Source organism: Klebsiella sp. Lac1, from assembly GCF_009825425.1.
In the GTDB taxonomy this organism is placed as follows: Bacteria; Pseudomonadota; Gammaproteobacteria; order Enterobacterales; family Enterobacteriaceae; genus Klebsiella; species Klebsiella electrica.
In genome coordinates this window covers 84,455-97,094 of record NZ_VJZJ01000001.1, presented here as the reverse complement: position 1 = coordinate 97,094, position 12,640 = coordinate 84,455, and the positions used below count along the sequence as shown (strand labels likewise).

Annotated in this window: 11 protein-coding genes; 3 read left to right on the top strand and 8 right to left on the bottom strand. The window is 53.2% G+C overall.

What is annotated here, in order from left to right; translation table 11 throughout:
• Positions 1–60 precede the first annotated feature (60 nt).
• Together idnO and FNY10_RS00400 are read right to left on the bottom strand one after the other, a co-directional pair.
• Entirely contained in the window at positions 61–825 is a 765-nt protein-coding gene (gene idnO / locus FNY10_RS00405) for a gluconate 5-dehydrogenase (RefSeq protein ID WP_160702217.1), read from the bottom strand.
• A gap of 169 nt (positions 826–994) precedes the next feature.
• Complete coding sequence (locus FNY10_RS00400; RefSeq protein ID WP_141965238.1) at positions 995–2,194, bottom strand: multidrug efflux MFS transporter; 1,200 nt, start codon at positions 2,192–2,194, stop codon at positions 995–997.
• A 303-nt stretch (positions 2,195–2,497) separates the two neighbouring features.
• Between FNY10_RS00400 and ddlA the strand changes: the two genes are divergently transcribed.
• A complete protein-coding gene (gene ddlA, locus FNY10_RS00395; protein ID WP_100683061.1) occupies positions 2,498–3,595 on the top strand; it encodes a D-alanine--D-alanine ligase in 1,098 nt (365 codons plus the stop codon).
• A gap of 99 nt (positions 3,596–3,694) precedes the next feature.
• On the opposite strand, the gene FNY10_RS00390 is transcribed toward ddlA, so the two are convergent.
• Positions 3,695–3,901, bottom strand: a complete 207-nt coding sequence (locus FNY10_RS00390) for a DUF2754 family protein (protein ID WP_044347132.1) — start codon at positions 3,899–3,901, stop codon at positions 3,695–3,697.
• Positions 3,902–4,155: 254 nt separating this feature from the next.
• On the opposite strand from FNY10_RS00390, the gene FNY10_RS00385 reads away from it, so the two are divergent.
• The gene (locus tag FNY10_RS00385; RefSeq protein WP_100683060.1) at positions 4,156–4,458 is read left to right on the top strand and encodes a DUF2755 family protein; all 303 of its coding nucleotides are present in this window, start codon (positions 4,156–4,158) and stop codon (positions 4,456–4,458) included.
• Here FNY10_RS00385 and FNY10_RS00380 read toward each other — a convergent pair.
• The 3 genes from FNY10_RS00380 to FNY10_RS00370 all read right to left on the bottom strand — a co-directional run bounded on the left by FNY10_RS00380 (position 4,455) and on the right by FNY10_RS00370 (position 7,497).
• The gene (locus FNY10_RS00380) at positions 4,455–5,585 is read right to left on the bottom strand and encodes a DUF1615 domain-containing protein (RefSeq protein ID WP_141965239.1); all 1,131 of its coding nucleotides are present in this window, start codon (positions 5,583–5,585) and stop codon (positions 4,455–4,457) included. The genes FNY10_RS00385 and FNY10_RS00380 overlap by 4 nt on opposite strands.
• Positions 5,586–5,623: 38 nt before the next feature.
• Positions 5,624–6,844 carry a peptide antibiotic transporter SbmA gene (gene sbmA, locus FNY10_RS00375; RefSeq protein WP_131049925.1) on the bottom strand — a complete coding sequence of 407 codons (1,221 nt, stop codon included), beginning with the start codon at positions 6,842–6,844 and terminating at the stop codon, positions 5,624–5,626.
• A gap of 119 nt (positions 6,845–6,963) precedes the next feature.
• On the bottom strand, positions 6,964–7,497 hold the full coding sequence (locus tag FNY10_RS00370; protein WP_160702221.1) for an isochorismatase family protein: 534 nt from the start codon (positions 7,495–7,497) through the stop codon (positions 6,964–6,966).
• A 200-nt stretch (positions 7,498–7,697) separates the two neighbouring features.
• On the opposite strand from FNY10_RS00370, the gene ampH reads away from it, so the two are divergent.
• A complete protein-coding gene (ampH, locus tag FNY10_RS00365) occupies positions 7,698–8,855 on the top strand; it encodes a D-alanyl-D-alanine-carboxypeptidase/endopeptidase AmpH (RefSeq protein ID WP_160702223.1) in 1,158 nt (385 codons plus the stop codon).
• An 18-nt stretch (positions 8,856–8,873) separates the two neighbouring features.
• Here ampH and iprA read toward each other — a convergent pair whose 3' ends face one another.
• Together iprA and ehaB are read right to left on the bottom strand one after the other, a co-directional pair.
• On the bottom strand, positions 8,874–9,497 hold the full coding sequence (gene iprA / locus FNY10_RS00360) for a hydrogen peroxide resistance inhibitor IprA (RefSeq protein WP_100683055.1): 624 nt from the start codon (positions 9,495–9,497) through the stop codon (positions 8,874–8,876).
• Between the two features lie 91 nt (positions 9,498–9,588).
• Positions 9,589–12,516, bottom strand: a complete 2,928-nt coding sequence (gene ehaB, locus FNY10_RS00355) for an autotransporter adhesin EhaB (RefSeq protein ID WP_160702225.1) — start codon at positions 12,514–12,516, stop codon at positions 9,589–9,591.
• Positions 12,517–12,640: the final 124 nt, after the last annotated feature.

Here is a 12,640-nt window from a genome sequence, read left to right as displayed (position 1 = left end):
TTTTATCTATTCGTCAGCTTTCTGGCGGCCGGACCCGGCCGCTAAAAGGCGACGCACGGCTCAAACAGCGGCGAGCATCCCGCCATCAACAAACAACAGATGTCCATTGACAAAATTGGCCGCCGGGGAGACCAGATAGACCGCGGCGCCAATTAATTCTTCCGGTTTTCCCCAGCGCGCGGCCGGGGTCCTTTGATAAAGCCAGGCAGAAAAATCCCGATCGTTAACTAATGCCGCGGTCATTTCTGTGGCAAAATAACCCGGCGCAATACCATTAACCTGAATATTATATTCTGCCAGCTCCACACACATGCCACGCGTCAGCATTTTGACCGCCCCTTTCGACGCGGCATACGGTGTAATCGTCTTACGACCTAATTCACTCTGCATTGAACAAATATTAATTATTTTCCCCGAGCGGCGCGTCATCATATATTTAGCCACCTGCTGTGAAACAAGGAAAACCCCTTTCTGATTAACCTCAATCACCTGGTCCCACTCTTCCTCTGGAAACTCGGTGAAGGGATAACGACGCTGGATCCCGGCGTTGTTAATCAAAATATCAATCGCCCCAATCTGCGCCTCAATCCGCGCAATGGCCTGTTCAACCTCAACGCTGCGGGTAACATCAAAAGCCACGCCCGTCGCACGATAGCCCTGCGCACGCAGCGCCTGCGCCGCGTCATCTGCTTTCTGCTGCGTGCGGTCATTGATAATAATCTCCGCCCCATACGCAGCCAGGCCTTCCGCCAGCAGATAGCCAATCCCCCTGGCTGATCCGGTGATCAGCGCGCGTTTGCCGGATAAATCGAATAAATTTTTCATAAAAAACTCTTTCCCATGTACTGTTATGCGTAACTGTATACGCGTAACAGTTGTATTTTAAAGAGGGAAAAGAAGAGAAATGATTAATTTGTGATCAGGACGACATTTGTAGGAAGCGGAGATCTGAGGGCGGCATTCACGCTCGGGCGTCAATGCCGGGGGAAAGAGGCTAGGCGGCGGTACGGCGACTGCGTTGCAGCATCACGGCCAGTTGCCAAAGGTTAATCAGCACGATAACCGCGGTGGCAATAAAGACCCAGCGAAAACCGGCCATTGCCGATACCGACGCGCCAATCAGCGGCCCGACCACATTGCCCAAGTACATAAACGACTGGTTATAACCGAAAATACGTCCGGTCACCTTATCACTGCTGTATTTGAGCAGCAGAGTCTGCACCGCTGGCAGCATTGCGCCGTCGGCAAAGCCCAGCAGGAAACGCAAAATGCCCAGCTGCAGCGGGGTGGTGACGAACGACATGGCGAAGAACATCACCACCGCGCAACACAAGGTGGCCAGCAAGATGCGCGAGGTGCCGATGCGATCGCCAAGTTTGCCTAAACGCGGCGCGGAGATCAGCGCGGAAACCCCGGGCACGGCGGCAATCATCCCGGCGAGAAAGGCGATATTGCTGCTGTCCGGCGCCATTGATTTGATAAACAACGCCAGTATGGGACCGATAGAGCCATTGCACAATTGAATGACCAGGGTTGTGAAAAACAGGCTAATCACCAGCCCCGGATAAGGCAGCGACGCCAGCACTTCCCTGCCGCTTAAGCGTAAGGCCTTGCCGGTTTGCGGCCTTACGCCCTCTTTAATCAGAAATAGCGTGACGAGAAAACTGACCGTCAGCAAAATCGCGGTGATAAAAAAGACCGCCCGCAGCCCGACATGGTCGGCCAGAAAACCGCCCAGCAGCGGTCCGCCGATAACCCCGCTGATTTGCGCCGTCGAAAGCGTACTGAGCGCCCAGCCGCTGCGTTCCCGTGGCACCTGGGAGGCCACCAGCGCCATCGCGTTGGGAATATAGCCTGAGGTCAACCCCATCACCGCACGCAGGATAAACAGTTGCCAGACGTTAGTGGCGAAGGCCTGAAGCAGAATGGCAATCGCCATGCCCAGGGAGGCGCGCAGCAGCATCAGCTTACGCCCTTTACGATCGGCCAGACTGCCCCACATGGGTGAGACAATAGCCGACACCAGGAAGGTGACGCTGAACGTCAGCCCCGACCACATCGATAGCGCCTCGTGAGACGTCACGCCGAGCTGGGAAACATAAAGCGGCAAAAAAGGCAGAATTTGACTGATAGCCAGGCCGGTGAAAAAACAACCAAACCAGACGGAGATGAGATTGACCTTCCAGGATTCCATAACTACACGTATTCATTAATTTTTTGTGAATTATTACCTAGCTTAGCAATTTCCACTCATCGACGTATTACCAGAGATGCGCTGATGCTGAGTTTAGTGTTTTATCGCTCGATAACACTTTTTGTCGAACATTATCAGGATTAACCGCCGCCCCCTCAGCGCGTTCTGCTGACGCGCCGGGCACCGGGGACGGCAATCGAACAGCTTTTAGCCTGCCGTTTTCCGCATTCAACATTCTGGCAGCCATGCGTGCATTGCACATGCTATGTTATGTGTTTTGTTGTCATCAGGATGGAAGTTGAAATGGCTAAGCTGAGGGTTGGGATCGTTTTTGGCGGTAAGTCGGCAGAACATGAAGTGTCGCTGCAGTCGGCGAAAAATATCGTTGAAGCAATTGATAAAACACGCTTTGATGTCGTTCTGCTCGGCATTGATAAACAGGGGCTCTGGCATATCAACGATGCTGGTAACTATCTGTTAAACCCGCAGGATCCTGCCCGTATCGCGCTGCGCCCTTCCGACATCACGCTGGCGCAAATTCCCGGTCGTGACGCGCAGCAGTTGATCAACGCCGACAGCGGCCAACCGCTGGCCGCCATCGACGTGATTTTCCCGATTGTCCACGGTACCCTCGGGGAAGACGGCTCGCTACAGGGCATGCTGCGGATGGCTAATCTGCCCTTCGTCGGTTCCGACGTCCTCGGCTCCGCCGCCTGCATGGACAAAGACGTCACTAAGCGCCTGCTGCGCGATGCCGGACTGGCGATTGCCCCGTTCATCACTCTGACCCGCGCCAACCGCCAGCAGTTCAGCTTTACGCAGGTGAAAGACAAGCTTGGCCTGCCGCTGTTTGTCAAACCGGCCAACCAGGGCTCTTCGGTCGGCGTCAGCAAGGTCAACAGCGAAGAGCAGTACCAGCAGGCGGTCGCGTTGGCCTTTGAATTCGACCATAAAGTGGTGGTGGAACAAGGAATTAAAGGACGGGAAATTGAGTGTGCGGTGCTGGGGAACGATCATCCTCAGGCCAGTACCTGCGGCGAAATCGTCCTTAACAGCGAGTTCTACGCCTACGATACCAAGTATATCGACGATCAGGGGGCGAAAGTGGTGGTTCCTGCGGCCATTGCCAGCGATATCAACGATAAAATCCGCGATATTGCCGTTCGGGCCTACCAGACGCTGGGATGCAGCGGCATGGCGCGCGTTGATGTTTTCCTGACGGAAGAAAACGCGGTCATTATCAACGAAATCAATACGCTGCCAGGTTTTACCAACATCAGTATGTATCCGAAGCTGTGGCAGGCCAGCGGCCTGGACTACACCAGCCTGATCAGCCGGCTGATTGAACTGGCGCTGGAGCGCCATGCGGCAGACCGTGCGCTGAAGACATCGATGAACTGATTGTCTTCCCGGGTGATGGCGCATGGCGCCTTACCCGGGTTATCTGAGGCGCTGCGCCTCAGTCCCGGCACTGCTCCCGCCACGGCGGGCGTGTCCGGCCTACGCTTCCTCAACCCCGGTCTGGCGGCGGATAATCTTTCCGGCAATCCAGAAGCTAATCACCCAGGTCACCAGCCCGACGGCATAGGATTGCCAGCCTTGCGTTTCAAAGCCCAACAGCCCCACCACACCGTTCAGTATAAAAATTAATCCCAGCGCAAACGCGTAGTAATGCCAGTCACGGCGGATTTTTTCAGTGAGTTTCATAACCCCTCCGACAACAAAAAAGGCATCTTCGCACAGCCGGAATCCGCGGTCTGTAGCCCCGGAGAGAATTATCACACATTGGGATATCGCTCTAAGTTCCGCAAAATGATCCGCCCACCCGCTCCCGGCCAGAAAACAGGAATATTCCTGGTCGTAAATTACCAGCAATCTGATACTGAGAACCCCTTCCCGCTGCCAGAATCATCGCTATGCCACGATGCAAACCAGCAGATCAGTCAAGTTCGGAGGGGAAGATGGCTGAGTTCGCCTTTTCAAAATCACTTATTGCCGCGAAAAAAAGAAGCGCCATCACCCGCAGCAATATTGCCTATGCCCTGTTTGTGCTGTTCTGTTTCTGGGCCGGCGCGCAGATGTTAAGCATGCTGGTACATGCCCCCGGTGTTTTCGAGCACCTGATGCAAATCGAAGACAGCAGCTCGCCGCGAATTAAGATTGGGCTGGCGGTGGGGACCCTGTTTGGCCTGATCCCCTTCCTGTTCGGCGGCCTGTTGATCGGCATGTTGGGGCTTATCCTGCGCTGGAGCGATAACCGCTAGCGACGCGCCATACAGCTGGCCCGCCTTTCATCGACCCGTTTCGCAAACCAGGCCGTGGTCAGATTACGCGTAATCTTAGGGCTCTCAAGCTGAATCCCCGGCAGTATCTCTCGCGGTAGCGCTTTGCCTGCTTTCTTATCCGCCAGACGGAAAACCTGCTGATACAGCTCGGTTTTCTCAAACGCCAGGCTGTCGCCTTTTTTCAACTGCCGGTGGATGTCATCATCGCTCATCGCCAGCTGCCCGGCTAAACGGCGTACCGCCAGCTCCGTCGTCCCTGCGTCATCGCTATCATAACGAATTAAATCACCGTCCAGCGCCAGCTTCACACCGCTCGCTTTACTGACCGCATTCTGAAACGCCGCATTGCGGCTGGCATACCAGCCCGCGTTAAAGTCGGCAAAACGATACAGCGGCGCGCTGTAGTTCGCCGGATAGTTGAGCAGGTGCCAGGTACCAAACCACAGGCCGCCGCGCAGGCTGAACACTTCCTGGCGCACGGTGCCGCTGATTTTCCACGGATAGCCATCGGTATGCTGTTCGGCAAACGCAATGCTCACCTGCATCGGGCCGCCGGTATGCACCGGGTTAAGTGAGCCGAACAGTTTCTGCCCCATGGGCACCATGCCGATAAAATCGTCAAACACAGCGCTAAGCTGCTTTTCCGTTTTCACGTTATCCAGCCGCTCGCTGTAGCTTTTGCCGTTGGGTGACGGAATTTTCAGCGCCGTGTGCACAAGGAAAACCGGGATGTGCATCTTCCCGGCCCGGCGGTCTATCTCTTGCCAGGCGATTCTGCTCAGCCCCGGCACTACCGGATCGGCTTGATAGTTGGACTCCTGCTGCGCGACGGCCAGCACCGAACAGACGTTCTCCTCCGTCGGCGCCAGCTTCTGGCTGGCGAAGGTTTTGGCAATCGCCTGCGCCCACTCGTCCCTGTCCTTCACGCTGGCGGGCATCTTTTGCCGCACCACGGCGGCCACGTCAACGGCCTTTTCGCCCTCTTTCAGCGCCGGCGCTGTATTGCTGGTACAGGCACTCAGAATCCCCCCAGCCAGCAGCGTCAGAGCGCAGGAAACCCGACGTGGTACCGCGGTTGTTCTGCACTGTCCTTGTCTCTGTATCATCCTTCAATCTGCCTCTGCTATGGGTAGGGTTCGCTAAATCAGTTCAACGTCTGGGTGACGGGCTGCAGCTCTTTACCATCGAGTTCGTGTTCAAAACTACGCAGACGTTTGTAGATGGACATCAGTTCCACCAGCGTCGTCCACGAGCTAATCAGATACTGGAACGAGCCGCGTACCTGGCCGAACACGTTGGTAATCTGCGTCATCAGGCCCAGCGTAATCGTACCGGCAACGATCGACGGAAACAGCAGGAACAAACCGAAAACATTATCCACCTGCAGATAAAGAATGCGGGCGATGTTGAAATACATGTAGTGGAAATAGAGGCGGAAATAGTTGCGACGAACGGCGCTAAACAGCTCGCGCACCGTCGGCGGCGTGGCGCGGGATTCATCATCTTCGCCGTACACCAGCTCTTTACGATACGCCGCTTCCACGCGTTGGTTTTTAAATTCCAGTCCCGGCAGTTTGATCCCCACAACCGCCAGCATACCGGTACCCATCAGTGACCACACCACCGCAGCAATCACCAGGCCATACGGCAGATGACCCACAATCGGTAGATCCGGCACATGTTCAGACAGCGTAACCAGCACCGGCAGGAAGGCAATCAACGTCATCACGGCGTTGATAAAGCTCACCCCCATATCCTCGAGAGTGGAAGCAAAGCGCATGGTATCTTCCTGCACACGCTGAGCGGCACCTTCGATGTGGCGCAGGTGATGCCAGTGGGCCATATAGTGTTCGTTCATCGCCGTACGCCAGCGGAAAACGTAGTGGCTGACGAAGAAGTTGTTCATCACGCCGATAATCACCGCGATCACCGCGATCCCGAGGAACACGCCGGTTTCCTGGTAAAACTGGTTAATGCTGACTTTATGCGGCGTCGCCAGCGCGGACTGAATCAGATCGTAGAACGGCGCGTACCAGGCGTTGATCGCCACCCCGACTTCCACCAGAAACCAGGTTACGAAGATGATCAACGAGGTGCCAAGAATTGACCAGTATTGCCAGCGGTGTGGACAGAAGGTAAACCAGAACAGCGCAAAAACGCCCACGCAGAAAACGTAGTAGGCGTAAAACACCAGATAGTTCAGCGACCAGAATCGCGCAGCGCTGATGGCAACATTTTGTGATGCCCCGGTTAAACGCAGCAGCCAGTCGCCACCGCCCGCCTGCCAAAAGATCACTGCAAGCAGCGACCAGACAAAGGCAGAGAGAAAAAACGGCCCCGGTTTGGGGAAAAAAGATTTAAACATCATGTACTCCTGCTAACTTCTTTATCGTTCTGGCTATGCTGTGTGCCACGAGAGCGCCCGCCGCATTGCTGTAGCAGTCTGGGGAGGACGGTCGGATGATGAGACCAAATATCAGCAGCTTAGTTCGTCTGCCATTCGGCCAGAATTGTTTCTATGGATTTCACGCGGACAGGATTGCCGGGTACGGTAAGCGTACGCCAGACATCGTTGTAGTGATCGATAAGCGTTGTGGCCTGCGCAGCCGGACGGTTGGCAGTGGTATGCGCATCTTCGGCAACGGTAATTGCATAGCCGCGGCTGGCGCCGTTTTTGATGGTGGTATCGACACAATAATCGGTCGCACAGCCGCAAACCACGAACTGCTGGATCTGCTGCTCGCTCAGAACCTGCGCAAGACGTGTTTTATAGAACGCATCGCAGGCGGTTTTGGTGACATAGAGGGCGTCTGCGGGTTGTTCCAGCTCCGCCAGCAGCGCAAAACCTTCACTCCCCTCTTCCAGACCATCGTCCTCGGCATGCTGGATAAAAATCACGCGATCCGCGGCGCGAATCAGACGGTTAATATGCGCGACGCAGCGTTCGCGCTCAATACGCGGCGTCGCAAAGACGCCATTTTGCATATCTACTACCACCACTACTCGTTGAGCCGCCATATTTCTCTCTCGTCACCCGATAAATCAAACGCTCATCATACCCGCCCGCCGGGGAAAGAGGATGTCCGAAAGCATAAAAAAGTCCTTTTTACGCACGGTTACGTTTTTATGCTAAATATTGCCGTTATTCCACTTCGTTCAGCCGCGCTTCGTAGTATAAATATGCCCTATATATTTTCTTATGATTATGGATACCCCAGTTGAAACGTAGTCTGCTTATTTTTGCTGCGCTGTGTGCGGCGTCATGGACATCGGTCCAGGCAGCTCAACCGATCGTTGACCCGGAATTTGCCGCTAATGTTGTCGATCGTTACGCAAACCATATCTATTATGGTAGCGGCGCCACCGGCATGGCACTGGTGGTGATCGACGGCAATCAGCGTGTGTTTCGCAGCTTCGGTGAAACGCGTCCGGGCAATAATGAGCATCCGCAGCTGGATTCGGTTATCCGCATTGCTTCGCTGAGTAAACTGATGACCAGCGAGATGCTGGTAAAAATGCTCGATCAGGGCGTCGTGAAGCTCAACGACCCGCTCAGCAAATACGCGCCGCCGGGTGCCCGGGTGCCGACGTATCAGGGCACGCCGATTACGCTGGTCAATCTGGCGACTCACACCAGCGCGCTGCCGCGCGAACAGCCCGGTGGTGCTGCCCATCGTCCGGTCTTCGTCTGGCCAACGCGCCAGGATCGCTGGTCGTGGTTGTCGACTGCCTCGCTGAAAGCCGCCCCGGGTTCGCAGGCCGCCTACTCCAATCTCGCCTTTGATCTGCTGGCAGACGCCCTTTCCACCGCGGCGGGAAAACCTTATCCGCAGCTGTTTGAAGAACAAATTACCCGGCCGCTGGGTATGAAAGACACCACCTTTACGCCCTCACCGGATCAGTGCCGCCGGCTGATGGTCGCCGAGAAAGGCGCCAGCCCGTGCAACAATACGCTGGCGGCGATCGGCAGCGGCGGCGTCTACTCGACGCCAGGCGATATGATGCGCTGGATGCAGCAGTTCCTTTCCTCCGATTTCTATACCCGCGGGCAGCAGGCTGACCGTATGCAGACATTGATTTATCAACGTAGTCAGCTAACACGGGTTATCGGTATGGATGTGCCGGGCAAAGCCGACGCTCTGGGACTTGGCTGGGTCTATATGAAACCGAAAGATGGCCATCCGGGTATTATTCAAAAAACCGGCGGCGGCGGTGGATTCATTACCTATATGGCGATGAATCCGCAGGCGAACGTCGGCGCGTTCGTGGTGGTCACCCGTTCATCGCTGACCCGCTTTAGCAATATGAGCGACGGTATTAACGATCTGGTCAGCGAACTCAGCGGCAGGCAACCGGCGCCGATCCCGGAATCCTGATTTAGTCTCGCGACCAAATTAATAATCTGCAGGCAAATGGTTGATGCTAATCAGTTTGCCTTTATCCATCTCGATATATCCGCCCTTGCGCAGGGCGGCAAGTACCTCGGCAACAACAGAGCGTGAAATACGCGTTTTTTGATGAATATAATTCATTACCCCAATACGAAAACGCAATTGTTCATCCCAGTCAATCATCGACAGCAGCGTCGCGCGAATTTGTTCATAGGAATTATGCCCAATCAATTGCAAATCGCGTTGTTCCATAATACGACTATGCCATACCAACCAACAGAATGCGTCGCGCCACAAATTATTCTGTTCAACTATTTTAAGCGCTTGTAAAGAAGGAAGATGGTAACCCTTACATTTCCCTTCCGTCATTAATTGATATCGCATCTCATTTTTCATCACGCTATCAGCCAACCCGATAATAAAAGGAGCCTGGGTGATGCCAATGAGGATATTTTCGTTTCTACGCAGAGAAATCACGCCTTCCAGAATGACAACCGTTTCGGCGCAATGTATATCATTAACGAATATAAGCTGTTTTTCACGACAAAATTCGAAGTGAGTGCCATATCTGGACAAGTATTGATCTAGCTGACCAAATGCATCAAGCGGTTTACTCAGCGATAACATTGATACGTTCCTGACAATAATGCCCGTCAAATCCTTGACGGGCATAGTCTTCGATTAAATATCTACAATGCTTTTCTCACTGTAAATAATCTTACCAGGTATATTTAACGCCCACGTTAGCGGCCCAGTCTTGATCCACATCACCACCACCGAGATAGCTAACATCCGAGTAGGCGCTGAAATTGCGGGTAAAACTGAACTGCGTACCCAGCCCAACACGAACCGCAGAACCTTCGGTACCGTTATTGATAGAATCACCGTTTACGTCAGCGTGGTTGCTGGCGTCGTCATACACGTAAGCCAGCTTGAAGTAAGGCGTCAGCGCCTGATCGTTACCGTAGGTGAAGGTATAACCCGCATCAACGCCCAGTTCATAGCGCATACTGTCGTAAGACTGACCACCCACTTTCAGGCCATTGCTCAGGCGATAGTCGTCACCAGACTGGAACAGACCCGATATGCTGCCGTACGGCGTCACATAGCCGGCATTACCCAGCTTCGCGTCATAGCCCAGTTTCAGACCAAAGCCCCAGGCATCTGAAGAGGTACTGCCGTCAACGTACTGACCGTTACTCATGTTTGCCGACAGTTCGTTGTTGAAGTGAGAGTAGTTAACAGAACCGTCAACAAAGAAGTTGTTTGCAAAATGAGCAGAAGTGTAGAGGTAAGCCGTCTGGCTGTCCTGATCCACCTGACCGGTACGATCGCTCAGATCCCCTTTCACAAAGCCCGCAGCGGCACCGACGATCCACTCAGCATCGTTACCGTCAATTTTGCTATCAAGACCCACCATGACGCCGTTAACATTCTGATCGTAGCCGATAGTGCCATTGTCGCCGTTGAAACTACCGCCGAAGTAGCTTCCCCAGGCGCCGCCGTTATCGGCCAGGCCATGACGCGACTGGGTCAGACGAGTTGCCACGGTATCCTGCTGCAGGTTCCAGATATTGCTGTTGGCAGACGGGATGCTCAGCGCCATGTTCGCATAGTCGGTCAGCCTGCTCTGCTCCAGAACAACGGTGTTGCCTTCCTGCTTAGCCTGGTAGGTGTAAGCACCGAGATCGGCTTTGTTAGCCGCAGAAAAGGTAGCCGTGCTGTTTTTGTCGTTCACATAAATCAGCTCTTTGCCTTTGTAATCAGCAATGGAGCCCTTACCATCCGCATTATCAATACGAACTCTGTAGTTGCCTGTCGCGGCCGCAACGCTGTCGCCTGCGTTATCCACTTCGGACTGATCGAAAGAGGTGTCGGCGTCGCCATTACCGTTCACGGTCAGGTGGCCATCGGAGTTCATCGCGATTGTGCCGTAGCCGTAGTTAGCCTTAGTGGCGTCATGAGTACGATCGTTCGTGAGATCGGCATTCAGCACGAAGCTATTGCTGCCGATATTAAGCACACCAGAGTACACGTTCCCGTTTGCATCCGTCGAACTGGTCAGATTCAGCATATCGGCCTGCAGCGCGTACGCCGTGCTGTTGCCCACATCCAACATACCATTATTCGTGATGTTGATAGTGTTGGCATACAGTGCGGCATCGTCCACACCCCAGCCGGCGGAGACATCATCGGCAATCGTTACGTTACTGTTATCAATAGTCAGCGCGTTGGTCGCCACATGACCATCTTCATTGATCTTCAGGGCAGAGCCGCCGGTCAGAGAGATGGTGTCAGAAACCAGGGTGGAATCCGCGACGCTCACGACAGAACCGCTGTTGATGCTCAAGGTATCAATCAGAGAAACTTTGGTGGTATCCCAGCGCGAGCCGCCGTTCAGCGTCACATTAAACAGACCACTCTGGTAGACTTCGTTGCCAATAACATGACCGCTTTCATCATAGGCCGTGTCGCTGTTATTGATACCATAAGTTGACCATGGCCATAGGCTATTCGCGGTAATATCAAGCAGCGTAGCCGTTGCTTCAGTGCCCACGTCAAAGCTGTCATAAACGCCATCGCCATCAGAATCTACCTGATGCATGGACATCGCTGCCCCAACCCACTTACTGCCGTTATTTAACGTGACATCCATACGGTCAGTGCCATCCCAGCCGTTAGTGTCTACCGCAGTATCGGTATCACGATAGCTGTCTGCGCCATTCGGGAAGAAATTCTCGTCAAAATTGCTGGAAAACAGGATATCGCCCATGAGGGTAGAATGGTTGAGGTTAACGGTCGTCTGCATCGCGTTATCCGCATTCGGATTTGCGATGGCAGAGATCGCAATATCATCAGCATTAAAACCGTTACCGCTATAATCGCTGGCGTTATTGTTGTTACCGAACCAACCGGAGGTGCCTTCATCTGACCATGAACCTGACGTCACGGTAGAATCAATCACATTGATTGTATTATGAAACACTTCGCTGCTGTCGACGCCCGTGATGACAGTATTATCGTCAATATCTCTCCACTCATAACCCTGAGTCAGGTCAATACCCGCGACATGGGAGTTATTTTTGATAACCAGATCCACCTCTTGATCCAGCGTAATGGCCGTCCCCAGATCGTAAACGTCAACAATATGGGTATCTACGGTGCCATCAGCCTGCGTACCGTTATAGGTATAATGTTCATAGTTATCATCAATGGTTGAGTTATCAACGGTCAGCGCCAGACGGTCATAAACATAACCGGTCGCATCGCGATCTACACAAACGGTAGTCATGCACTCAGAGGTGATCATCCCATGAATTGTGCTGTCTTTAATGGTCAGACTATTGCTATTGGTGTTGGTCGCAAGCCCATCATCAAGATAGTAAGTAGAGATCACGCCATTGACGACAGCTTTATTAATTACCGGATAAATATCACCGTTATAAATACTATCAGTCGCGTAATTATTCCAACCGACATAACCATTATAGTAAACACCGTCAGCATAGGCAGCGTCATTATAATGTTTAAATGTTGTGTAGGCGGTTCCAGAAATATCATTAGAAGCATTTGCCTGAGAGGTGACTGCCAACGTACAGGCTAATGCTAATTGTGAAACTACAAATTTCTTTTTCCAGGGGTGCATTTGTCATCCCTCCTCGGGACGTAATATCGTTGATCCATCAATTATTTATGCATAGAAGAATATTATTATGCTTCGCGACAACGATTATGCGGTATCACCAGAGAAAGGTTCAATTATTCTTCAC

What these genes read in the sequence shown, in the direction of transcription:
- idnO (WP_160702217.1), bottom strand. Translation starts at nt 825, where the DNA reads ATGAAAAATTTATTCGATTTATCCGGCAAACGCGCGCTGATCACCGGA.
- FNY10_RS00400 (WP_141965238.1), bottom strand. Translation starts at nt 2,194, where the DNA reads ATGGAATCCTGGAAGGTCAATCTCATCTCCGTCTGGTTTGGTTGTTTT.
- ddlA (WP_100683061.1), top strand. Translation starts at nt 2,498, where the DNA reads ATGGCTAAGCTGAGGGTTGGGATCGTTTTTGGCGGTAAGTCGGCAGAA.
- FNY10_RS00390 (WP_044347132.1), bottom strand. Translation starts at nt 3,901, where the DNA reads ATGAAACTCACTGAAAAAATCCGCCGTGACTGGCATTACTACGCGTTT.
- FNY10_RS00385 (WP_100683060.1), top strand. Translation starts at nt 4,156, where the DNA reads ATGGCTGAGTTCGCCTTTTCAAAATCACTTATTGCCGCGAAAAAAAGA.
- FNY10_RS00380 (WP_141965239.1), bottom strand. Translation starts at nt 5,585, where the DNA reads ATGATACAGAGACAAGGACAGTGCAGAACAACCGCGGTACCACGTCGG.
- sbmA (WP_131049925.1), bottom strand. Translation starts at nt 6,844, where the DNA reads ATGTTTAAATCTTTTTTCCCCAAACCGGGGCCGTTTTTTCTCTCTGCC.
- FNY10_RS00370 (WP_160702221.1), bottom strand. Translation starts at nt 7,497, where the DNA reads ATGGCGGCTCAACGAGTAGTGGTGGTAGTAGATATGCAAAATGGCGTC.
- iprA (WP_100683055.1), bottom strand. Translation starts at nt 9,497, where the DNA reads ATGTTATCGCTGAGTAAACCGCTTGATGCATTTGGTCAGCTAGATCAA.
- ehaB (WP_160702225.1), bottom strand. Translation starts at nt 12,516, where the DNA reads ATGCACCCCTGGAAAAAGAAATTTGTAGTTTCACAATTAGCATTAGCC.